At 45.4% G+C, this 22,057-nt stretch carries 21 protein-coding genes; 11 read left to right on the top strand and 10 right to left on the bottom strand.

Going from position 1 to position 22,057, the window contains the following annotated elements:
* The first annotated feature begins 154 nt into the window (after positions 1-154).
* The 6 genes from ACJB0T_RS18135 (at position 155) to ACJB0T_RS18110 (ending at position 3,714) form a co-directional block, all read left to right on the top strand.
* On the top strand, positions 155-478 hold the full coding sequence (locus tag ACJB0T_RS18135; RefSeq protein ID WP_479290279.1) for a DUF4144 family protein: 324 nt from the start codon (positions 155-157) through the stop codon (positions 476-478).
* Positions 479-508: 30 nt separating this feature from the next.
* Positions 509-832 (top strand): YnfA family protein, encoded by a 324-nt coding sequence (locus tag ACJB0T_RS18130; RefSeq protein ID WP_479292262.1) that lies wholly within the window; start codon positions 509-511, stop codon positions 830-832.
* Between the two features lie 69 nt (positions 833-901).
* Positions 902-1,123, top strand: a complete 222-nt coding sequence (locus tag ACJB0T_RS18125) for a VF530 family protein (protein WP_479290277.1) — start codon at positions 902-904, stop codon at positions 1,121-1,123.
* Between the two features lie 126 nt (positions 1,124-1,249).
* Entirely contained in the window at positions 1,250-1,753 is a 504-nt protein-coding gene (locus ACJB0T_RS18120) for a GNAT family N-acetyltransferase (RefSeq protein WP_479290275.1), read from the top strand.
* A gap of 70 nt (positions 1,754-1,823) precedes the next feature.
* Positions 1,824-2,498, top strand: coding sequence for a YoaK family protein (locus tag ACJB0T_RS18115; RefSeq protein WP_479290273.1), 675 nt, complete (start codon positions 1,824-1,826; stop codon positions 2,496-2,498).
* 163 nt (positions 2,499-2,661) lie between these two features.
* Positions 2,662-3,714 carry a hypothetical protein gene (locus ACJB0T_RS18110; protein WP_479290271.1) on the top strand — a complete coding sequence of 351 codons (1,053 nt, stop codon included), beginning with the start codon at positions 2,662-2,664 and terminating at the stop codon, positions 3,712-3,714.
* 14 nt (positions 3,715-3,728) lie between these two features.
* Here the strand turns inward: ACJB0T_RS18110 and ACJB0T_RS18105 are convergent, their stop codons facing one another.
* Positions 3,729-4,355 (bottom strand): DUF3299 domain-containing protein, encoded by a 627-nt coding sequence (locus ACJB0T_RS18105; RefSeq protein ID WP_479290269.1) that lies wholly within the window; start codon positions 4,353-4,355, stop codon positions 3,729-3,731.
* Between the two features lie 135 nt (positions 4,356-4,490).
* Complete coding sequence (locus ACJB0T_RS18100) at positions 4,491-5,513, bottom strand: helix-turn-helix domain-containing protein (protein WP_479290267.1); 1,023 nt, start codon at positions 5,511-5,513, stop codon at positions 4,491-4,493.
* A 226-nt stretch (positions 5,514-5,739) separates the two neighbouring features.
* On the opposite strand from ACJB0T_RS18100, the gene ACJB0T_RS18095 reads away from it, so the two are divergent.
* Together ACJB0T_RS18095 and ACJB0T_RS18090 are read left to right on the top strand one after the other, a co-directional pair.
* Entirely contained in the window at positions 5,740-6,882 is a 1,143-nt protein-coding gene (locus tag ACJB0T_RS18095; RefSeq protein WP_479290266.1) for an HlyD family secretion protein, read from the top strand.
* Positions 6,872-7,939, top strand: coding sequence for a DUF2955 domain-containing protein (locus ACJB0T_RS18090; protein ID WP_479290264.1), 1,068 nt, complete (start codon positions 6,872-6,874; stop codon positions 7,937-7,939). Before ACJB0T_RS18095 ends, ACJB0T_RS18090 begins: the two co-directional genes overlap by 11 nt.
* Positions 7,940-8,319: 380 nt before the next feature.
* Here ACJB0T_RS18090 and ACJB0T_RS18085 read toward each other — a convergent pair whose 3' ends face one another.
* From ACJB0T_RS18085 to ACJB0T_RS18065, 5 genes are all read right to left on the bottom strand, one after another.
* A complete protein-coding gene (locus ACJB0T_RS18085) occupies positions 8,320-9,102 on the bottom strand; it encodes a hypothetical protein (protein WP_479290262.1) in 783 nt (260 codons plus the stop codon).
* Positions 9,103-9,214: 112 nt separating this feature from the next.
* On the bottom strand, positions 9,215-9,382 hold the full coding sequence (locus ACJB0T_RS18080; protein ID WP_446648483.1) for a hypothetical protein: 168 nt from the start codon (positions 9,380-9,382) through the stop codon (positions 9,215-9,217).
* Between the two features lie 112 nt (positions 9,383-9,494).
* Complete coding sequence (locus tag ACJB0T_RS18075; protein WP_479290259.1) at positions 9,495-12,293, bottom strand: Hsp70 family protein; 2,799 nt, start codon at positions 12,291-12,293, stop codon at positions 9,495-9,497.
* Between the two features lie 88 nt (positions 12,294-12,381).
* Positions 12,382-14,262, bottom strand: coding sequence for an Hsp70 family protein (locus ACJB0T_RS18070; RefSeq protein WP_479290255.1), 1,881 nt, complete (start codon positions 14,260-14,262; stop codon positions 12,382-12,384).
* Complete coding sequence (locus ACJB0T_RS18065; RefSeq protein WP_042501458.1) at positions 14,262-14,894, bottom strand: DUF2760 domain-containing protein; 633 nt, start codon at positions 14,892-14,894, stop codon at positions 14,262-14,264. Before ACJB0T_RS18065 ends, ACJB0T_RS18070 begins: the two co-directional genes overlap by 1 nt.
* A 284-nt stretch (positions 14,895-15,178) precedes the next feature.
* Here ACJB0T_RS18065 and ACJB0T_RS18060 point away from each other — a divergent pair, with 284 nt between their 5' ends.
* Positions 15,179-16,753, top strand: a complete 1,575-nt coding sequence (locus ACJB0T_RS18060) for a sensor domain-containing diguanylate cyclase (RefSeq protein WP_479290253.1) — start codon at positions 15,179-15,181, stop codon at positions 16,751-16,753.
* A gap of 88 nt (positions 16,754-16,841) precedes the next feature.
* Entirely contained in the window at positions 16,842-17,372 is a 531-nt protein-coding gene (locus ACJB0T_RS18055) for a 3'-5' exonuclease (RefSeq protein ID WP_353496225.1), read from the top strand.
* A 92-nt stretch (positions 17,373-17,464) separates the two neighbouring features.
* Here ACJB0T_RS18055 and ACJB0T_RS18050 read toward each other — a convergent pair whose 3' ends face one another.
* The 3 genes from ACJB0T_RS18050 to ACJB0T_RS18040 form a co-directional block, all read right to left on the bottom strand.
* On the bottom strand, positions 17,465-17,911 hold the full coding sequence (locus ACJB0T_RS18050; RefSeq protein WP_446648488.1) for a tellurite resistance TerB family protein: 447 nt from the start codon (positions 17,909-17,911) through the stop codon (positions 17,465-17,467).
* Between the two features lie 137 nt (positions 17,912-18,048).
* Positions 18,049-19,962: an alkaline phosphatase D family protein gene (locus ACJB0T_RS18045; RefSeq protein WP_479290251.1), complete on the bottom strand. Its 1,914-nt coding sequence runs from the start codon at positions 19,960-19,962 to the stop codon at positions 18,049-18,051.
* 30 nt (positions 19,963-19,992) lie between these two features.
* On the bottom strand, positions 19,993-20,367 hold the full coding sequence (locus tag ACJB0T_RS18040; protein ID WP_479290248.1) for a VC1380 family protein: 375 nt from the start codon (positions 20,365-20,367) through the stop codon (positions 19,993-19,995).
* Positions 20,368-20,641: 274 nt separating this feature from the next.
* Here ACJB0T_RS18040 and ACJB0T_RS18035 point away from each other — a divergent pair, with 274 nt between their 5' ends.
* Entirely contained in the window at positions 20,642-21,973 is a 1,332-nt protein-coding gene (locus tag ACJB0T_RS18035) for a MipA/OmpV family protein (RefSeq protein WP_479290246.1), read from the top strand.
* The last annotated feature ends 84 nt before the right edge of the window (positions 21,974-22,057 follow it).

Here is a 22,057-nt window from a genome sequence, read left to right as displayed (position 1 = left end):
TCCTTAGCCTTTAAGGCTTAAGTTTAGACAGTTACACAGAATTCAGGACACTCTCCTAAAAATCGACAACGTTGGCCGAGGTTATTGCCCTACTCAATATAAACACCGATAATGACTTGAGTTTCAAAGCGCGGCGACGTTAACACATACTATTATGATCCAATGGCCATGCCTATTTAAACTCGAAGGTGATGATGAGTTGTTATTCATCGCATCGGAAGCTGACTTAGCTAATGAGCTAGCCTCATTGATTTCTAGTGACGACGACGTCTTGATCGACTCTCATGGAGACGTTTTCAAGTTCCAAGTTGGCTCTAGCCTCAACACAGCTCTCACCGCTCAGCACAAAACTTTGACTTTAGAAGAAGTCACGTCTTTGATCCAATCCCATGAATTTGCATTGGCGCAAGTATGTATTACTAAGATCCAGTTCAATTCTATTCACGAAGCTATTCAAGCTCTTCGTCCTTTCTTATAAATACAGCAGTGAGGCCTGAGTTTGATAGACATTAAAGTATTTGGACTGTTTCTAGTAACAGCGATTGCAGAAATTTTAGGCTGTTACTTGCCTTATTTGTGGTTTAGAGAAGGCAAGTCCATTTGGTTGTTGTTGCCAGCAGCGATCTTTCTAGGCTTGTTTGCGTGGCTGCTTTCATTGCACCCGACGGCAGCAGGTCGAGTTTATGCGGCCTACGGTGGAGTGTATATTTTTGTCGCCATTCTCTGGTTATGGTTGGTGGATGGAATCAAACCAACAATGTGGGACATTGTCGGTACTCTGGTCGCATTGTTTGGAATGACCATTATCATGTTCGCCCCTAGAGGGGGTTAACGGACACATTCACCTATAGTCAAGGAATCTGTTACACTGCCGCCCGTCAATTCACTTTAGGTACAAGACATGACTCAAGAGCAGCCAAACAATCCATTACATGGTCTAACGTTAGAAAAAATCCTAGTCCGCCTTCAAGAGCATTACGGCTGGGAAGGTTTGGACGCAGAGATTCAGATCAACTGCTTTTATAGCAACCCTTCAATTAAATCATCTTTAAAATTCTTGCGTCGAACTCAATGGGCGAGAGACAAAGTAGAAGCGCTCTACATCGATACTTTCTGTAAGTAATAACATCATCATCGTTTATCTGTGGGTGAATTACTTGTTGCTGAATTTGAACTCACTGGTTGGATTTGGTGCGTAAAATCCAGCGAAACAAATGGAGTTTGATTGGAGTGAAAATGGATTGGTTTTATGACGTTAACCATTAAAAAAATAGAAGTGCCAGTTACAGAGGAGCTAGTCAACCTCTCAGTACAAGATAGCCAACTCCCATTTGTGGGTGTCACTTCGGAAATTGTTCATACAAGTCTCACTAAGCCATTAGAGACCCAATGGGTGATTTATTCTAATGACATAGCGGTAGGATTCTTTTTACTCGACCAAGGCTATGCAAGCACTATGAGCAATGCACCCAGCGGCGCGATAGGGCTAAGAGCCTACTTTATCGATAAACGCTATCAAGGACTTGGGCTTGCCAAAGCCTCTTTGAACCTCATTATCGGACAATTTCATTCTTGGCTTAACATCGCGCCCTGTGATTTGTATCTGACCGTCAATTGTAAAAACATCGTCGCTTACCAGTTGTATCAAAAAGTGGGTTTTGATGACACTGGAGACCTCTATTTAGGGGGAGAAGCCGGCCCGCAACACATTATGTGTTTCAAATCAAAGAAAACCCGCTCGATAGGATTATGATGCACGCTTCGATTTAATCGTCGTTAGTCTATTTTGTCGTTAATCTATTTTGTTGTCGTGAGGTACTCAGGTGATCTCTAAACTACCCCGTTGGATTGAATCTGGAGCTTTTGTGCTGGCGTTGCTTGCGGGAACCGTAAACGCTATCGGTCTACTTGGATTTCAACACCAAGCTATTTCACACCTATCAGGGACGGCAACGCTACTTGGAACTCAGCTAATCAATGATTGGTCAGCAGCGGGGCATTTGTCCGCCATCATTGTGAGTTTTCTTGTTGGGTCGGCCATTTCTGGGCTATTCATTTCGAACGTATCACTTAAGCTTGGTCGACAGTACGAATGGCTACTGTGTATCGAGAGCCTATTTTTGTTTGCTGCGACATACTTTTTACTTAATGGCTCGCAAACCGGTAGCTATTTTGCATCGGCGGCGTGTGGCCTGCAGAATGCTCTCGCAACAACATTTAGTGGTGCGGTTGTTCGCACGACGCATGTGACTGGGATTGTCACTGATCTTGGGATCATGATTGGCTCTACGTTGCGTGGAGAGACATTCGATAAGCGTAAAGCGAAGCTGTTTGTAACGATTTTGCTTGGCTTTATTCTTGGTGGCATTGTTGGTGCTTTACTTTTCAAGAGCTTGGCATTTTTGGCGCTTGTTGTACCTGCTATTGTTTGTATACTACTTGCTCTAGTTTATCGAATCTACCGCAAGCGGATTGCCTACATCAATAGAGCTAGCTGAGCAAGAAGCACCCTCAAGTACTGAGGTCTATGCGGGTTACTAAAAAATGACAAAGTCCTGATATCTGGGGACGCTGTTTTGTTTGCGAAGTCTCAGCTATTTGTATAGTGTGACGACAAATTTTGAGGGTTAGCCTCAAGCAACTGAACGGAAGAATAGAGCGATGAAACTGTCAAAAAGAGAAAGTCGCGTGGTAAGCAGTGCGATTGACCAATGGCACGAAGAAGGTGTGATCACTGATGACGATCGCAGCAAACTTAAAGGCAGTTATGAAGTTGCAAGTATTGACTGGTCATTGATAGCTAAGTACTCATTTTGGGTCGCCATTTTATGCATCGTACTCTCAGTCTTATCAGTACTGCTCGATAAGTGGTTAATTGAACTTATCGAACAGATCTTTAGCGCGCCTGATATCGCGAAAAGTGGATTTTTTGCTGTCGTGGCCGCGGGTTTTTATCTCTACGGCGTAAGAAGAAAGTCGAGCGCTCCAGATAGAACCTTCAGTAATGAAGCGTTATTCGTATTGGGTATCATCAGTACCGCTATTTCTATCTATTTTATTGGTCAAGTTATTGAAACCAATAACTTAACGAAACTGATCTTACTTGCATCCATTGTTTATGGATTACTTGGGTTCTGGATACCATCCTTGTTGGTGTGGGCATGTGCCTTACTTAGTCTGAGCATTTGGTTTGGCATTGAAACCTACCAGTGGGATGAGTCTGGTTATTTTCTTGGCATGACGCTGCCTCTGCGGTTTGTATTGTTTAGTGCAATTCTGGTTGCGTTAGGGATGACAACTCAGCGTAAGTGGCCACAGTTTGAAGACTTTTCCATTACGACTCGCGCCTATGGATTGATTTTGTTCTTCTTGTCGCTTTGGGTTGTCTCCATTTTTGGCAATTACGCTGATTTTGCAGAGTGGGGGGATGTGAGCCAGTTTTCGCTCATCCATTGGTCGGTATTGTTACTGATCGCTTCGCTTGCAGCGCTCTATCATGGCATCAAGTTTGACGATGAGCTGAACCGTGGCTTTGGTCTAATTTTTGTGTTTATTAACCTGTATACCCGATTTGTTGAGTACTTTTGGGAAGGCACGCATAAAGCACTGTTTTTTGCCGTGCTCGCCGCAAGCTTTTGGTTTTTCGGTACTCGCGCTGAAAAGATCTATCGTCTTGGTCAGCGTCCACGAACGGTTGAAACTGAGAGCGAATAAGTTCGCTTAGGTTTCTATTCGTACACTTCTACTGACTGAGCTTCCATTGTATAGGCGGTGGTCACATCCGTGGCACCGTCTGACAGCTCAATATTAGACGAGTTGGTTTGTTGAGCCAGCGTTCCTTCCACCCAAACCGGGGTATACAACCCTCTGAACTGCACACCTTGCGGAAAGCTAACGACGACCATTTGATTCGCTGGTGGGGGCGGGGTGTGGATACAGGCACCAGCAGTGGGAACTAAGATAAATTCAGTGACTGTTAAGTTGTCGAATTCCAGTGGAACGATAAAGCCTGGGAGTCGACCTTGCTTTCCAATCAGATCATTGTTTACTTTCATGTTCCAGTCTGAATGATCGTCGTCTATTTGTTTTTGTTCCTCAATCAGCTCAAGGATGTTAACGCCTTTCTCAGCAAAGCGAATCAGGGCTTGATGGTAATCATCTTCTCGCGCTGATCTTTCCTCATCATGGCTATTTTGATAGTCGACAATCATCATCAGATCGTAGCGTGCTCTAATATCGTAGTCTTTAAAATGATTGCTGTAGCTTGGTGCATCTATTTCCTGCGCTAGGTCTTGCCAGCTCCAATCATTGGCATAAGAACTCACAGAAACAACAGCAAAAAACCAAGCAAGCATACGCACAGGGACAACCTCTAAAACTCATTATTCAATACCGCCGACACGCTACCAGCATGAGTCGGTTATGTATATGTCCTAATTATAGTTTTCATTCTCGATGTGTAACAGTTGGTAATGGATTGCCATGTTCGCTTATTGAGCTCGATGGTTGTGGTTCAGGTTCAACACCGTTTTTTGGTAGAGCTTGGGGGTTAGGCCGCTAATGCGTTTAAACGAGCGCGAGAAGTGGGAAATATCAGAGAATCCCAGTTGACTGGCAATATGAGTAAGAGACAACTCCTCACCCATCATGTCGACGGCAACGGTAAAAACTAAGTTGTCTTTGATATGACGAAAATTGGTGCGTTCTTCTTTGAGGCGTCTTTGCAATGTTCGCGGCGACAGCTTAAGGAGTTTTGCCGTGTTTTCGAGTGTTAAGTTATGTTCTCGTACATAGGGTAGTAGTGCGGTAAAAACTTGGTCTGTAAAGTTGGCATGCCAGGTGACTAGTGGCGCTTGGGTTTCAGTATCTTTGGCTGTGATGTTGGGCTGCTGATTTAAAATCTCATCTTCGATTAACCACTCGATACGATCATTACTGACGATGTATTGAGTCGATTTGCCAATGATCGCTTGGTAAAGCTCGATTTCATCAATCTGGATTTTAAGCTGTTTTGGCGTCCATTGACTCTTGGTTAGCGCTCGCACTAGCTCAATCGCATACAACATAGCCCAGACTTCAGACCAAATAAACGGGTCACTGCCATCATTCTCCCGCTTACACCAATACCAGGTTCTTCCGTGCACGGTTTCAAGTCCAACGCTAACGTTGGTGGCGTCATAAGCAAACACATCATGCGAGTGCTTCAAGGCGTCTCTCACTGTGCTGCACTCAGAGAATTGCCCTAACAGCTTTGGTAGTGATTTTTGCTTGATGGCGGTTCTTACCAAGTCGCCAAAGTTGGTCATTCCAAGTTGATTGCCAAGTAAATACAACAGTCGTTTTACGGGCTCTTGGGGCAAAAACTCTTGGTCTAAATCAAACAGATCAGGTGGCAATCCTGAGTCACGGATCGCTTGGTGTGGATCTTCTCCGTATTCACGAAATAATTCGAGCAAGATACGAGCATAACTCGATTTGATCAGTCGATTATCGGGCTCTTGGGGTGTAGGCATGATTCAGACTCTTGAAAAGCGTTGTTTTTAGCTTAGCCACTTGGCGTGAAATGGCAACTTTTAGATATCTAGCCCGTTAACATTGTCAATGATTGAGAATGAAAACTGAATGCATGATCGATAGCTCTAAAATACTAATTTATATAGCAATTAGTTTTTAAACTCTGCTTATTTAGTCTATACCTAAATAAACGAAAGTTGAAGAATTGTTAACAGGGGCGACATAATGAGTGACAAAGGCGAACCAGCTATCTCATCCACGGATAACGCCGAGCAAAAAGGGTTGCATAGTGAGCAAGCGAACGCTAAACAGAACAAAGTCAAGAAAGTGACCAACGGTCTCATCATCGCCATTGCGGTTAGCCTTGGTGTGAGCATTGTTTCTGACAGAATTGTTCCTTCAACAGATAACGCCCGAGTTCAAGGTTATGTCGTGCCGGTTAAACCCCAAGTGTCAGGGCAAGTCATTGATATCCAAGTGCGACCAAATCAGTTGGTTTCTGAGGGCGATATCTTGGTTTCTCTAAATCCAGTGGATTATGAGATTGCGGTCAAGAAAGCTGAACAAGATCTGGAAATTGCGGGACAGAATGTCGGTGCACAGACCGCGAGTATTGCCTCGGCTCAGGCGAAACTCACTAGTGCGGTGGTTGAACGTGATAATGTTGAATTACAAACTCGACGCGTTTTGGGGCTAGCAGAAAAAGGTGTGGTGTCTGATTCTGAAGCGGACAAAGCTCGCGCCAATCTCGCGACAGCGAGGGCTAACGTCGCGAATGCTCAAGCCGATCTAGAACGTGCTAATCGCCAATTGGGCGCTGAAGGTGAAGAAAATAGCCAAATCAAAGCAGCACTATTGGCGTTAGAAAAAGCGCAGCTCGATCTTGAGCGCACTGTCGTACGCGCGCCGACCAATGGTGGGGTATCAAACTTTAGTCTTTCTGAGGGTTTTTATGCCAGTGCGGGTCAACCTATCATGACGTTTGTTTCTACTGACAGTATCTGGATAGAAGCGTACTTTCGTGAGAACAGTCTAGGGAATATCCAACCAGGGAACGAGGTGGAAATCGCCTTGGATTTTGCGCCAGGTAAGGTAGTAAAGGGACGTATTTCTAGCGTCGATTGGGGTGTTGATTGGGGGCAAAGCAATCAAGCGGGTAAATTGGCACAAGCCAACAATCAGACCGGCTGGTTGAGACAAACTCAAATGCTGCCAGTGAGTATCGAGTTTGATACTACAGATACAACTGGCTTACTGAGAATCGGCGGCCAAGCTGATGTGGTCGTGTATACCAGTGACAACGGAATCTTTAATCTTCTGGGTAAAGTTTGGATCCGTCTAGTAAGTTGGATGTCTTATGTCAGATAGTTCCACTAATGAAGCGCAGAACGTTGCAACTTCTGGGCTCTCTGATGCTACTCAGAATCGTATCTTGCGCTTCACCATTGGCGTCGCTGTAGCGACGTTTTTGGCAGCGTGGATAGATTGGCCTCTAGCCTTTGTTGCGCCGATTTTTACAGCGAAATTTTTGTTTGAAAAACGTGTACTGCACATTGATATTGTCTATGAGCTGCTGCTAGCTATGATCGTTACCGTGGCCATTGGTGTGGCGCTGAGTGTTGGGTTTGCGCAGTATCCAATTCCGATGTTGCTCTGTGTCGCAGCTTTGATGCTGTTGGGTTACTACCTGTTCCTTAATCCGAAATGGAACTTGTTCGCGACCATCCTACTGATGTCGACGTTGATGTTGCCATTTATGGCTATTCAAAGCACAGGAACAACCATCTTCTTAGCCGTAGGGCTGAGTTTATCTGGTGCGATATCAGTCGTTATTTTCGCAGTTATGCATGTCTACCTTCCTGAGTATGAGGAGACGTATCAAAGCCATAAAGCAGTTGAATTGTCGGATTCGTTTCGTTGGTTTTCGGCGGTGCGCGCCCTGATTATTTCCTTTCCCGTGGTATGCGTCTTTTTTGTATTCCAGATTTCCGAAGCTTTGCTGTCGATGATATTCATCGCCTTGTTGTCGCTGATGATCACTGGCGAGAAGTCAGTGAAGTTAAGTATGTTTCTTTTGATTAGCAATGCCATTGGTGGGGTAATAGCCATCATTGTGTTTGGGTTTCTTGCCTTGGTGCCAAACATCGGTTTTTACACGCTATTCATTGCGTTGTTAGCGATTCTTATTGGGCAGAAAATGTACACTGAATCCGCCAAGGCACCTATCTACGCTACGGCACTCAATACAGCGCTGGTGCTAATTGGCACCACATTGATGAGTTCAGGTGTGATAGATGAAAAGATGTGGATACGTTTAGGGCTGCTCGCATTGGTGGCGGTGTACATGGTTGTGGCGGCGTTCTTTATTGAGACTCGTCAATGGAAAGTACTTCAATTTAAAGGACAAATGATGGCGTCGAAGTAATAGACGTCTTCTTTGATATCGAATCGTATTTGGCGGTAAGCACGTTCTATAGCGCTATGTTCCTTATCGATTTTTACAGAAATGAGCTCTGGGTAGAAGATAGCATTGCGCTAGACCGCTGGTTAATTTAGTAGTTACGTAGTTAGGAACCAATATGTGGAAAGGGATCTCAGTTTTAGCTGGAAACATATTGGCTTTGTGATGAGGTGGCGCAGATAGGTAAATCATAGAGCTCCAAGAATGATAGTTTGGCTTGTGACATCGTCGTCATGAGATAACACTTAGGAGCACTATGATTGTTTATTTCCGTGTTCAAGACATAGAAGAGCTTTGGCTGCATGTTGATCTAGCGACAAGTTTGCAGATAAAACTTAGGACACTTAAAAGCTGAATGCCCAGCCTACCATTGGCCCTTGCTGCGTCACATCGACCGTAGTAGGGCCAGATTCATTTTTAAGGTTTAAGTACCGGTAACCAAACCAAATATTATTAAGTTCGCTAAGCCTATAAATCCCAGCTAAATTCAGACCTCGATTTACGTCATTGTCGCCAGCGATATTGGTATCTACGGTTAGGCTTAATCCCCAGTCTTGATTAAAATAATGCGCGTACTTGAGCCCAACCAGCCAATCAAACTGATGCTCTGTTGATTCAATAGGTGTAATAGGGGAGCCGTTGATGTTGATTCCAACATTAAAACTGCTGTAAGTATGGCGAACTCCAGTGAGCAGTACTAATCCATTCGTTACCTCATAGCCACCAAAAAAGTCATTGAGTGACATTGTTGCATCCACATCAACGTTGGCACTTATTTCTGGAAAGATTGGCAGTTTGGGGGTGTACGTGGCGCTAGTGTCGCTTTTGATATGAAGGTAGTTGGTACGAAACCCAAAAAGCCATCGGTTCTTTTGTGCGTAGAAATCGCCCATGATGCCAAAATTTAGGTTACTGACGATATCAGAGAACGGAATATCGATATTAGTGCGACCATCTGTATCACCTGCTGTACCAGAGATACTCGGCGCCCAAATCATAGGGAATACCAGTAAGAACTGCCATTCATCGTCGCTTGTTATTTTGTCGTTCGCGGTATAGTTGTCCGCGATACTCGCTGACGAAATGACTGAAGTGAGTAAAAGAGTGGTGATTACCGGTGGTTTCATTATCCATCCTTGTACAAATGAAGCGTGAACGTTGGTGTAGTTAACAACGCTTATCAGATAAAGGATAGACTAATAAAATACGTAAGGTATTGTAAAAAATAAAAAAACGAGCTCATTTGAGCCCGTTATTGTTTCCACTGTAGAGGTAGCTATAAACCCTCACAGGCCAACCGTATTCGGTGTACTCTTTGGCAAGCACTCTAGCCACTTCCGCGGTGACTTTCACTTGTACCCAATCGCCAATCCCTAAAGGTTGAAACTCAACGACGATTTTTTTCATTATTAGCCCGCCTGTTTTATAAATGTTTTCGGCGGGCAATGTACACCCAAGTCTCGTATTTTGCTTGGAATATCAGTTATTCCTAAAGCAAAATGGCGAGATACATATTTCGCTACTCTTTAAGTAAATGAAGTCCAGCAGGTAGCGCATCACCAAACAGCTTTTTAGAGTCTGCTTCAGACAATGCTTTGACCTCTGAAACTAACTCAAGCCAGCTCGATGGCGCCTTGGAAGATTTCAGCTTAATTGACACTTGCTCTCGGTAGTCATCAGATATATCCAACGAGCGATCGCCGGTTTTACGACACATGAGTACACAAGCAAAGGCAACCATCGGCTCTTTAAGCCAGTTTTGTTCTAATAACTTAGGTAGCCATTGTTCAATTTGCTCGCGAGGAATCACATTATGCTGGCTGCCGTACAGAGGAGTACGAGAAGCGAGGCGACCCAATGCCCACCAGTGAGCTTGCTCGAACTGAGATTGGTTGATGGCTTTACTCAGATACCAGTTCGCTAGGAGCACCTTGTCGTCGACATACAAGTTTTCTAGACTGGCGGAAAGCCTTACCATAGCTTCGTAACCCTTGTCTTTTGCACCTTGGAAGGTCTTGGCATTTTTCATTGCTCCCGGATGAAGGTACTTGGCAATGTCACCGAGAATCACTTCTTGCTGCTCTTCATTAAGACCACCAGAGACACGTCGCCAAAATGTCCACCAATCACTCCAGCCTTGTGCGTTTTGAAACTGAATACCTTGTTGGTATAAACCCCAAATCTGCTCCATACGCCAAGAGTCGGTTGCATCTCCAAAACCTGGGCGCATACAAAAACCCGTCAGGCGCAGCCAGTTTTTCTCGTGTTGTTCAGAGCGGCGGCGACGTTTTCTACCAAGAGAGAAGCTGTCGACCAAAGAGCGAAGGGTATGAAAGTCCCATTCGTCTTTCTTACCTAGGTTTTTCTCCAGTGTTTTGGACAGAAGTTTGATCTCTTTACTGTCAGCACTATTTTTGTTGCCACTGTATAAGCGAGAGACCAACTCTTTACTCGTATCTAATCCAGGATGAGCCTTCACCGTTTCCTGCGCACCTTGCTGATTGCGTACTTCAAACTCAAGTTCCCATCGCTGCTGCTCTTCTTCAGCGCTGACACATTCGACTTTTAAGGTACCAACCTCAGTGAGCTGACACGCTAGCTGTACTTCTACACGCTCTTTTTGATTCGCTTGGAGTTTTGCGGCGCTACCCTGTAACGTACTGATGTAAGGCGGCAACGGTGTAAATTGATCTGGGTCGATATTGACCATCAGACCATTCTGCACTTTCTGTTGATCACCGAACACATCATGCGTTGATGTTAGTAAGTTAAATCTTACTGGTTCACCAAGCGTCAGTGCAAAGCGTCGGCCCGTTAGACGGATCTCTTGGCCTTCATCGGTTCCTTTCGCTAATAAACACAGCGCTTGACCAAGCTTATTTTTCTCTTGGAGGTGCAAGAAATAGGAACGGGCACTACCACCACCAATTTTAAGCTGCGCGCCGCGTCTCGCCTTAGCGAACGCCACAGCACCAAGTGCGACAGACCAATCCGGATGAGGGTTAGAAAGTAGGGATATTGGAGCACCTTTCCAGTTTTCAACAATATCAACGAGTCGGCGAGTGACTAAATCACTGTTAAAAACGCCACCGTTTAGCAGCAAACCGACAGGGATTGCGGGCTCGGCGTCGCTTCCAAGCGCTTCCTTCGCCACTTCTTGGTGAAGGTGAAGAAACTCAGAAACATGCTTACTAACGGCAGGGTCAGCTACATAAGGCAGGCCAAACTCAACCACGGCGCTGCGCTTCTTGTCTGGTCGGGTACCAAAATCTGTTTTAGGGAAAAAGCCTTCTAGAGCGATCTGATGCACTTCTTGTTGACTAAGTGCCACACTCTTGGTTCCGCCAATTAGGCGCGAACCACTGCCGAGCATGGTGATCTTCATTTCTTCGGGGGCATTAGAAGAAAGTAATGCTTCCTTGGCTTTGCGAGTCTGCTGAATAAGTTTAGTGAGGCTTGCGGCATTGAGTTTTTTCGACTCATTGAACCTCTGTTCAGCCATGTGGGCGAGTGCCAAATCCAAGTTGTCGCCACCCAGCATTAGATGTTCACCAACGCCAATTCGGTTAAGCTCTAACTCGTCGTCATGGTGTTTAGCTTCAATTAGGCTAAGGTCAGTGGTACCACCCCCTACATCGCATACGAGTATAAGAGGTACTTGAGCAAGTTCTTGCGATGCACTTTCTTTATGGCGTGCGTACCAGTCGTAGCATACTGCTTGTGGCTCTTCGAGTAGATGAACCTTTGGCAACCCAGCAAGCTTCGCCGCTTGCAGCGTCAGTTTGCGAGCTGTTTCATCAAAAGAAGCGGGAACCGTGATGACAACATCTTGGTCTTCTAACTTGTTGTAATGGTGTCTGTGGTTCCAAGCTTGGCGGATATGATTTAAATAGCTTGCGCTGGCAATGACTGGCGACACTTTCTCTACATCTTGAGCACCCGCCCAAGGGAGAATGTCATCTTCTCTGTCCACGGCTGTGTGTGATAGCCAACTTTTTGCACTGGAGACTTGTCGACCTTCGACTTTAGCGCCGAGCTCACGAGCCCACTCACCAACGATAATGTTATTGATATCGCCGGCAACAGGTTGATGCTCCCAAGGGAGGGTTAAGTCGGCCTCAGAAACTTGCTGTTTGGCTGGGTGATAGCGAAATGAGGGCAGAAGAGGTTTACGAACCACTTCGCCAGGGCCAACCAATTGGTCAATTTCGAACAGTTCAACGGGGGAGTTTGAGAGGTCGTCTTGAATTTCACAGAATGCCACAACCGTGTTGGTTGTACCTAAATCAATGCCGACCAAATATTGTGCGGATGCCATAACACGCTCCATTTAGAATACTTATAAAGCTAATAGCGCAGATATTGGAGATAAAAAACGGCACCAGAGGTGCCGTTTAGTTTTGTGATTACACGTCTTCGCGAACGTCGAACTCTACATGCCACTTTTGACCGTTGTCTGCTGCAATGGCTTCTAGGTAAAGTGTACCAAGTTCTGTGACGCGTGATGATAGGGTAACTGGCACTACGTCTCCAATGCTGCGGCCTTCAGAAACTGGCAGTGTTACTTGAATTTCTGGAAGCTCTTCTAGCTCTTCCGGTTTCCAGTAATCTAGGTGAACCCCCGCTTCGTCTTCACGGCGCGTAGTCGAACCAAAGAATTGGAAGTGCACTGGCTGACCGATAACGAGACCAAACTCCTGGCTTGGAACTTGGACACTACTGCCTTCTTCCATACCAAATGGAGCAACACATAGTGCTTCCATTGGCGGCGCCATGCCTGGAATGGCTGGCATCGCACTTTCGATTCCGATGTAGTAGCTAGAGGCAATACCACCTCGAATACGTACACCTTGACCGCGACGAACGCTGCCGTAATAGGCTGCGCCACTGGCAACAGCAAGGTCAAGATCAAGGCCAGAAAGCATTTTTGCTTTGTCAGCATTCGCTGTTTCTAACCATGCATTGATGGTGTTGAACAGTCGATCAGAAAGTAGCTTCGATTTAAGCACACCACCGTTAAATAGTAGTGCTGTTGGCTTAATAAACTCGGCAGGTGCTTCCATACCCGGCATGCCAGCAAATGCGTTATCTGCTGCGCTGCTTTGACGGCTCAAAAACGCGGCGATGTGACGTGTAATTGCAGCGTCTTGTGCGTAAGGCAGACCCATTTGAGTTAGAGCGCCGCGAGCACGTTGCACTGGGTGCTCATTGACCGCCACTTGTGGGAAGAAGCCGTCAACCAATGTTTGTTGAACTTCTTGCTGGGTGAGTTCAGTTTTTAACGTTGCTCCCAGCAGTTTTGAACCACGGCTTGGAACGACGATTGGTACCGATTGAAGCTCAGCATCGTTAAGTAGCGCTTCTTTGGCGTCACGACAAGCGTGAGTCATCGCCTGAACCTGCCAAGGCTGAAGCTCTTTGCCATCTTGCGCGAGCTTCATCTTTAAGCGGTAGGCAAGGGCAAGATCCATGTTGTCGCCGCCAAGCAGAATATGCTCACCAACAGCAACACGCTCTAGATTAAGATTACCGTCTTGCTCCGTCACTGCAACCAAAGAAAGGTCGGTCGTACCACCACCCACATCGACTACGAGAACGACGTCACCGACGTTAACTTCGTCGCGCCATTTGTCATCACTGTTGTCAATCCAGCTGTAAAGTGCCGCTTGTGGCTCTTCCAGTAGAGTCAGGTGAGCAAGACCGACGTTGCGTGCCGCTTCTGCGGTAAGGTCACGTGCAGCTGGGTCAAAAGAGGCCGGTACCGTGATGGTCACATCTTGTTGCTCCAGGCTATGTTCTGGGTGCATGTGGTTCCAAGCATCTTTTAGGTGCTCAAGGTACAGCTCAGTTGCGCGAAGCGGAGAAACTTTGCTGACTTCTTCTGGACTACCTTGCGGTAGGAAGCTGTCACGACGGTTAACGCCGCCGTGGCATAGCCAAGACTTAGCACTTGCTACTAGGCGAATGGGTGTCTTTGAACCTAAGTTACGAGCGACAGCACCGACTAGAGCTTTCGGCTCGCTCGTCCAAGGAAGGGTGCGAGAGCCTTGACCCATCTCATGTTCGTGTGGCTGATATAAAAAAGAACCTAGTTGTTTGTATGATTCTACGGTACCAGGTGCCGTTAATTGTGGAATAGACACGACTTCAACTTGCGCGTCTTCATTTTGAGTGTCGATAAACGACATAACACAGTGGGTGGTACCAAGGTCGATACCCACACTGTATTTAGCAATCTGTTGATCTTGAGATTTCTGTTGATCTTGAGTGTGCACTGAAGGCTCCATTATAGCTCTACCTCTGCCGGTGCGATGATTGATGCGTTGTAGTTCTCAGACAGTTTTGGAAGCGTCACTTTATCTGCTTTCCAGCCTTTGTGAACAAGTGTACCGTTAAATGGCGCGTTGCCGGTTACATTACCTGTTAGGCGAACTGCTTGTGGGTCAAAGCCTTCTTCAATTGAAATACGAGTCTCCTCTTCTTCATTACGGATAGGAGAAAGCTCAAAGTATTCAGTGATGACTTTTTTACCGCCTGAGTGAACAACACGTGCAGCAGCGCCAACTTCTTCGTCTGAGAATGATGTAAGGTCTTCTTGTAGGAAGTCGACCATGCGAGCCTCTTGCTGCATGAGTGATAGCAATTGCATTGCAGAATCAGTAGAGGCTGTTGCTAGCTTCGACTCAACTTCGACAACCTTCTCAACTACTTTTTCTACTTCAACTACTTTTTCAACTTCTACGATTTTTTCTACTGGCTTTTCAACTTCGACAATCTTCTCTACTGGTTTTTCAACTACTTTCTCGACAACTTTGCTCTTACGAGAAACGGCGATCGCGAGTAGTAAAACGCTTGAGGCAGCAAGGCCAGCGTGCAGCATATCGAAAGTCTGTGGAATAGCATTTAGATCGAAGTTCATAGGGGGTTCTCTATGTGTCAGTCGTTAGTCATTAATTTTGGGGCGAAGTCTAGCATAATCAAGGCTCTTAACGCGACGCTTTCGCAGATTTGTCATTACAAAGTGAGTTTTTTGAACGTTCAATCTGCAGATAATGGTGTTTTTGTGAAATATAGTGATCTGCGTTTTATAAATCGACGCCTCAACTTCTTGTAAATCGATGGGCGTGTAGAATCATTCTGGCTATCACTAAAATAATAAAGTAGCAATACATATGATGCGTCAGTTGGATATGAGTATCATAAATGAGAAAACTGACAATAATTAGTAAGTCAGGACAAAAGATGGTTGCAGGCTTAAAAAAAGAAGACCGTGGCGTTAAACGCTATGCGTCACTAATTTTTATATTAGGGTTAATTCTTACAATATTTATCACTCACATCGTTTATCGGGGGCAACAACAGCTTGCCGAATCAAACTTTGAATTTTTAACGGACAATCAAGCAGAAAACATCAAGGAACTGGTGATGCTTGATATTAGTTTTATCGGCGCGGGTGCGAGCTTTTATCACGCAACCCAGCCGTCGGCATGGGATAACTTTGCTAGTTTCGCCGCACCATTGGTCGATGGTTCGCAAAGTTTGATTGCAATGCAGTGGATGAAAAAAGTCTATCCCGAGCAATATGATACTCATACAGCGCGGGTGAGAGAGCGTTTTCCAAGCTATCAAATCTACACGGTTCCTAAAGATAAACCGCGAGTAGAGGGTTATATTCTGGAAGATGATGAGCCGATGTATGTTGCGAGTGACATTTACCCAGTGAACGAAGGTAATTTACGAGCTTTGGGTTATTACTCGTCCCGTGAAAGGGTTCGAAGAGTGATTCGCAACACTCGTGTGACTGGTGAGCCAAGCCTCTCAGATAAGATTCGCTTGCTGCAAGATGGCTTTGATCGTTCGATTCCCAAACAAGGCATGCTGGTTTACGTACCGGTATTTGAAGCTGGCTCAGATTCCCTGCGAGGCGTTGTCATCGGTGTTATCCGCATTACCGCCTATTTTAAGCAGATCGTTGCTAGAACATCTATTGGCAAAGATATCGGCGTGCGGGTGGTTGACCTAGGTTTTGATGCCGAAGATGACCCTATTTTGTATCAGAATGACCAGTGGCCTCTGCTCGATAGTCCGACAAAAGACATTGTCATCGATCTTTACGATAGACAGTGGAAAATTCAGTTCAAACACGATGCTGTGATTTCAAAAACCGACAAACTAATATTGTTCTTCGTTGGTACTGGCGGGCTGCTCATTTCGATTCTTCTTTCGTATGTCGTATACCTGATGCTCCGTGAACAGCGTAGGCTCACCGTTATCGTGAATCGTCGAACGAAAGATCTACAATATTTAGTTGAGCGAGATCCTCTTACCGAAGTCTACAATCGTCGAGCATTTAACCGATTGACCGAATATCATATTTCTTGTCATAAACCTTTTTCTTTGGTGATTATTGATATCGACAACTTCAAACGCATTAATGATCAATACGGCCATGTAGTTGGTGATGAAATCCTAATGCAAGTAGCAGTTTACATTAAAGAGAAGATCTACCCTGACGATATGCTATTTCGTCTTGGTGGGGACGAATTTGCCCTAATAAGCCGCTGTATTGACTATGGGACACTTCATCACTATCTGAGCCGAATGTGTCAGGAGATCGCAACTCTGAGCTGGGATACGATTGACCCTAACTTTAGATGTTCGCTGAGTGTGGGCGCGGCAGTGTATCGGGGTGAGACCATAGAGCAGCTTATCAATCGTGCGGATGAGCAGTTGTACATTAGTAAGGCCAACGGACGAAATAGAGCGAATGTTGCTTGAATAAAGAGCAATCAGTAGATCGATGGTCGAGCTTTTGATTTGAATACGCTACAATTTCGCCGTGTTAATAACTGTTTACTGTGTCGCTATGAATTACAACCGAGTCGTTTGCTTTGATCTTGAAATGTGCTGCTGGAACGTCGATGGCGTTGGCACAACCGGTGAAATCATTGAAGTGGGTTTAGCGGAGATCGATCTGGTCAAACAAGAGGTCGTTAAGCGAGCTCAGTATTATGTAAAGCCAGAGCAGGATGAAGTTTCACTATTTTGTACTGAACTGACGGGTATTACACCGCGCAAAGTAGAGAAACAAGGTCGCCCGTTAGAATCCGTTATTAAATCGATGGTGAAGAACTTCGGTGGAACTAATAAGATTTACGCTTCTTGGGGGCGTGATGACGAAATCTTGAGGCTTGAATGTGAGTCTAAAGGTATAGACATGCCTTTTAATGAGTTCGTCAATCTAGCCACGTTGTACCGTATTCAAAATCGCTTGAAGGACAAACGTATCGGCCACAAAGCTGCACAAGAGCAGAAGGGGATTGAGTGGGAAGGGCGACAGCACTCAGGTTTTGTTGATGCATACAACTTGGCGAAACTTGCTCTCACTATGCTGTAAGCTGCTGTAAAGTCTAACCTATAGATCCCAGATTTTTAGCCCCAAAGATGCTTCATCTTGGGGCTTTTTGTTACGGGTTTCAGTTTTATTGGTTACTTGTCGACCACTTGAATTTTGGCTCTAATGAACTCACTGTGGTCAACATAGAGAAGCTCTGCGACTTTTCGGATTACGGCATCTTCCAACGGGTCGATAACCCCATCGGCGTTGGCCACTTCCCACATCGCTTTGATAAGCTCGAAGCGTTTTTCCTGGCCAAGTTCGCGCAAGCTAGACGTAAAATCATAAAGCGACGCCGAGTTTTGTGTCTGCTCGGTCGCTTGTGTGAGAAGCCCCTCAGCTTCGCTGTCTTCTATTCCAAGTAAACGAACCACTAGCTGACGTTTAGCAGCTTCTTCCTCTTCATCGACTTGGTAATCTGCTTTTGACACTTCACAAAGCAGTGATGCAATGGCTAAGTTTGGGCTGACACCGTGCGTTTTAGACAGATCGTCTCCTTCGATAAGCTGTTTGAAAAGAGAGGTGATGGCATTAAACATAGGCGTACCTGACTATTGGCTGAATGACGATAATGACTTCAATTCACTAAATGAGTGTAGTCACTTCAGTAATTACATGGTGACCGCAACTACGGATCACAAGTTGGATCATAAGCAAAGTGATAAGTATTTAGAGTTTAGTCTTCAGAATAAGTTTCAGGAAACTCTGTTTGACTGCCGTCACCGTGGAGCACGGAAATGTGAGCGGGCTTGCCAAAAGGGTCGAGTTTAACCAGGCCGATACCACTTCGATTGACTAATCGATTGTGCTCGCTCGGTTGTGGTTTTCGCTTAAACACTTTAAGGCGTTTACGTTTGGTAAACCAGTTGAGTGGTGAACGAGGTGTGTACAGCCACTTATCGAGCCAATCGCATACGGTGAGTAAAGGCTCTGGAAACTCGTTTTTTATGCCACTGCAGGTGATTTGATAGATATGCGAATCACTCTGTTTGAATCGCAGCTTCACGTCATAGACAAACGAATAGTGAACATCGCCGGAGAGAATGACGAAGTTCTCAGGTGTTTTGCTGTGGGTAAAAATTGATAGCAATGTATTGGCGCTTCCTGGGTGCGCCATCCAGTTCTCAGCATCGATGATGAGTGGGTTACCGAGTTTCGTCGCCGTTGCCTGCAATGTCTCTATGAACTTAACCCCAAACATAGGTGCAGGCGACACCACCACAACGGAATCCAGTCCTAGCAGCTCTTGTTGAAATTCCACCATTGCTTCCCAATCCATGAGGCCGGATGGCTTGTTCATTTTCGATTCTGAGCGCCAGCGGCGGGTTCTGGTATCGAGTACCACAACTTTAGGATGAGAATCCAACGTGTAGTGCCACTTTTCATAGCGCAGCAATGCCGTGACAAAGTCTTTATGGAGGTTTTGGTTAAGGCACAATATCGTTGAGCTATCGCTTGTCACTCCTGAGAAAAAAGTCGCGAGTTTATCGCTCCAGTCAGCTTCCATCTGCGTTGGATTGTTTCCCCATGCCTGGCAGAGTAGGTAACTAAACAGTGCGTTGCCAATGATTTGCTTGGAAAACGGGTGTTCATACGCTGCTTTTTCCCATCCAACCGTTAAGTTCCAGTCATCTGTGACATCATGATCGTCAAAAATCATGTAGGTCGGAATGTGCGCGAGCAAGCGTCTTACTTTAGGCAAGCCTTTCACAAAATCTAGAAGGATTTCCTTCTCCTTCGCCCATGTCTCCTTGTGTTCGGCGGCAATGACTTCAGGTTCTAGAGCGTCAAAGTTGATCGCTTTCCATAGCTCGGGAGACCAATTGAGAAGATACATTGCAATGAACTCTGAAAAACTGATCAGGTGGTTTTCGCAATCACGCGAGCTGAAGATGGCGGTCTGCTGTTGATTTAGGAAGTTTTTAAAGCGGCTTGTCGAATCTTGGTAGCGTGGAAGTAATTTATCACGATCGTAGAGTGCAATTTTGCCACTGTGTAATGCACCGCTATCGGCAAGTGAACTTTCCTCAAATTGCTCATTAGGGAGCGCCAATAGCTCTATGACTTTCTGAATACTTGCTAGGGTGGGCCCTGCAATATGGTCTGCGTATATTTGATCTCCAGTGAGTAGCAGTAAATCGGGTGTGTCCGTGTCTTGTTTTTGTGCGATGGCGCGGCTGACTCGATCGTCGAGCATCACTAAGCTATCAGCGCTTGGATGATGTGGGTTTCGACACGAACCATGCAAGATATGGTCAGCCGTATCGGTGAGCTGAACCTTGATATGAGGATGTTCTGCGTAGCGAATATCTTCTGGTAGAACAGAAAGCCCGGTTTCAGCTTCGACAATATCGTAGTCGATGTTGTCTTGGGTCGGCAGTAGGTGCTCAATAGTAAAATTGACCAACCATAGTTTTGGACTGAGCCGCACACATTGCGATTCAGGAAACGAATACGAACGACATTGTTCCGCCCATAGATGAAGCTTAAGTGAACTTGGTTCGACCGAACTTGCAAACCATAGTGTAAATTCTTTTCGGTTAGTGCGGCGTAGAACCGGACCAGCTAATAGAGAGGGCAGTGTCGTCATACAGATCTAATCACCTTTTCAATAATGTCATCAGGCGTCATGAGCCAGGGTTTCGTCATTCGGTTCCATCTGCTCTAGCATTTCAATGAACTCCGCGCTTGTAACTTCGTGCCCGACAACAAAAAATCCTGTGAGTGCGTCTAATAATTGAGACTGGTCGTCACTTTGTTCAACGATTTGACCAAGTCGCTGGCGAAGCAACGCCACTTCGTGCTCAACAAATCCTCGAGCCTCAACCGCTTGTTCCCCTTCATCAGGGGCGTTATCAAACTCTAGAAATAACAGGTTGTTATCGAGCGCGGTACTGATCAATTGCTCAGGAAGCCACTTTTCTCCGGTGACAATTTGAATATCTTGGTCTTTTGGCAAATCATTGAGGATATTTTTTAATTTTTCTACTTTCACGATAGGTCTAAATAGTGGAAACTATGCCTTTGATAACTGTTGGTTATTTATTGGTCTATATTCAACAATCACAGTTTAGTGACACATTAAGTGTAATAACAACATAATATAACAACTCTTCACTTGAGAGATAGCGTTGGTAGGCTCCGTAGTTGAAAAACTGGCAAAGACCTTACAACGTAGCCAGAGCTCTCGAGTGATTTGCTAACCAATATACGTGCCCTGAATTCGATTTACCGATTGATAACAATTCCAGTTGGAGAAACTGCAAGACATGATTAAGAAAAATCTCGCGCTAGCGACTACGGCAGCATTGATTACATCCCCTGTAGTTCAAGCCGAAACGCAAGCGCAAGAAGCGGAGTGGGGTATTGCAGCAATGTGGCGAACAGCCAGCGTTCCTTTTGATACTAAAGGGAGCGACACAGCTGTTAGTACCTTTATTCCGATGATGTTCTTTAAGAACGACTATGTCTTTCTTGACGGTACCATGGCCGGTGCTCACCTCTATAAAACGGATGATAAACAATTAGAGTTCAATGCGATCACGCGTATGCGACATATCGACATACCGGCAGATGAACAAAACGCAGTGGGTGGTGACACAGCAGACTACGGTTTGCAAATGCGTTATAACTTTGATCAAGTTTGGCACTATGATGCAGAACTGATGACGGATGGAGAAGACCGATTTCACGCCAACTTTAGACTTCAAGGTTTGTTAGATTATGGCGATTTAGAAGTTCGTCCAAACGTAACGCTACGTTTTAAAGATGCGGATTTTAACACGCAATACTACGGTACGTACCGAGACACGGTTGATAGCCTAGGTGGCGGCGTGGATTATGCGATGGGTGTGGACGCTCGTTATCATGTTACATCGAACTTGTACCTGTTGGGCTCTACTAACATTCGTATGTTGGATAACCAGGCCTACCACTCATCGGTTATCAAAGAGCGCTTTGAAGGTGAAGTGTTCGTGGGTGTTGGCTTTTTCAATGAGAAGAAAAAGAGTACCTCTAAAGCGAAACAAGTAAGCCGTGATATCAGCACTAAGCCTTATGTTCGAGTCGCTCATGGTTGGGCGTCTCCATCAGACATGGGGGATATCCTGACTTTTAAAGGCAAGCGTGACCCGTATAACAACCAAGTGTCATCGGTGTTCTATGGTCATCCTTTGACCGACGAGTTGTTTGGTCTACCACTGGACATCTACCTAAGCCCAGGTATCGCACATCACTGGAGCTCAGAAGTGCAGAACGGCGCAACAGAGTTTGTCACTCTGATTAAAGCCTACTACACCATTGAATGGCCAATTAAAATGCGCTTAGGTGTGGGTAACGGTCTGTCGTACATCGACAACATCACCTATATCGAGCAGCAAGAGATGGATAAGAAAGAGAAGCGTGCAAGTCACTTGATGAACTACATCGATATCTCTTACGATCTCAGCATTGGTTCTTTAATTCGTAAACCAGAGCTTGAAGATTTGTGGTTAGGTTATTCTCTACACCACCGTAGTGCTATCTTTGAAGCGTCTTCTCAGTTTGGTCGAATCAAAGGCGGTAGTAACTACAGCACGGTTTATCTGCAATATCACTTCTAAGCTGAATATTGTTGATAGACTGAACCTTGATACCAAATCAAAAACTGTTACGAAAGCTCCGCGAAAGCGGAGCTTTTTTGTTGG

This window comes from Vibrio sp. CB1-5, from assembly GCF_059412285.1.
The sequence above is the reverse complement of the archived record's forward strand: the minus strand, read 5'-3'. Positions and strand labels throughout refer to the sequence as shown.

What these genes read in the sequence shown, in the direction of transcription:
- ACJB0T_RS18135 (WP_479290279.1), top strand. Translation starts at nt 155, where the DNA reads ATGATCCAATGGCCATGCCTATTTAAACTCGAAGGTGATGATGAGTTG.
- ACJB0T_RS18125 (WP_479290277.1), top strand. Translation starts at nt 902, where the DNA reads ATGACTCAAGAGCAGCCAAACAATCCATTACATGGTCTAACGTTAGAA.
- ACJB0T_RS18120 (WP_479290275.1), top strand. Translation starts at nt 1,250, where the DNA reads ATGACGTTAACCATTAAAAAAATAGAAGTGCCAGTTACAGAGGAGCTA.
- ACJB0T_RS18110 (WP_479290271.1), top strand. Translation starts at nt 2,662, where the DNA reads ATGAAACTGTCAAAAAGAGAAAGTCGCGTGGTAAGCAGTGCGATTGAC.
- ACJB0T_RS18105 (WP_479290269.1), bottom strand. Translation starts at nt 4,355, where the DNA reads ATGCTTGCTTGGTTTTTTGCTGTTGTTTCTGTGAGTTCTTATGCCAAT.
- ACJB0T_RS18100 (WP_479290267.1), bottom strand. Translation starts at nt 5,513, where the DNA reads ATGCCTACACCCCAAGAGCCCGATAATCGACTGATCAAATCGAGTTAT.
- ACJB0T_RS18095 (WP_479290266.1), top strand. Translation starts at nt 5,740, where the DNA reads ATGAGTGACAAAGGCGAACCAGCTATCTCATCCACGGATAACGCCGAG.
- ACJB0T_RS18090 (WP_479290264.1), top strand. Translation starts at nt 6,872, where the DNA reads ATGTCAGATAGTTCCACTAATGAAGCGCAGAACGTTGCAACTTCTGGG.
- ACJB0T_RS18085 (WP_479290262.1), bottom strand. Translation starts at nt 9,102, where the DNA reads ATGAAACCACCGGTAATCACCACTCTTTTACTCACTTCAGTCATTTCG.
- ACJB0T_RS18080 (WP_446648483.1), bottom strand. Translation starts at nt 9,382, where the DNA reads ATGAAAAAAATCGTCGTTGAGTTTCAACCTTTAGGGATTGGCGATTGG.
- ACJB0T_RS18075 (WP_479290259.1), bottom strand. Translation starts at nt 12,293, where the DNA reads ATGGCATCCGCACAATATTTGGTCGGCATTGATTTAGGTACAACCAAC.
- ACJB0T_RS18070 (WP_479290255.1), bottom strand. Translation starts at nt 14,262, where the DNA reads ATGGAGCCTTCAGTGCACACTCAAGATCAACAGAAATCTCAAGATCAA.
- ACJB0T_RS18065 (WP_042501458.1), bottom strand. Translation starts at nt 14,894, where the DNA reads ATGAACTTCGATCTAAATGCTATTCCACAGACTTTCGATATGCTGCAC.
- ACJB0T_RS18060 (WP_479290253.1), top strand. Translation starts at nt 15,179, where the DNA reads ATGAGAAAACTGACAATAATTAGTAAGTCAGGACAAAAGATGGTTGCA.
- ACJB0T_RS18055 (WP_353496225.1), top strand. Translation starts at nt 16,842, where the DNA reads ATGAATTACAACCGAGTCGTTTGCTTTGATCTTGAAATGTGCTGCTGG.
- ACJB0T_RS18050 (WP_446648488.1), bottom strand. Translation starts at nt 17,911, where the DNA reads ATGTTTAATGCCATCACCTCTCTTTTCAAACAGCTTATCGAAGGAGAC.
- ACJB0T_RS18045 (WP_479290251.1), bottom strand. Translation starts at nt 19,962, where the DNA reads ATGACGACACTGCCCTCTCTATTAGCTGGTCCGGTTCTACGCCGCACT.
- ACJB0T_RS18035 (WP_479290246.1), top strand. Translation starts at nt 20,642, where the DNA reads ATGATTAAGAAAAATCTCGCGCTAGCGACTACGGCAGCATTGATTACA.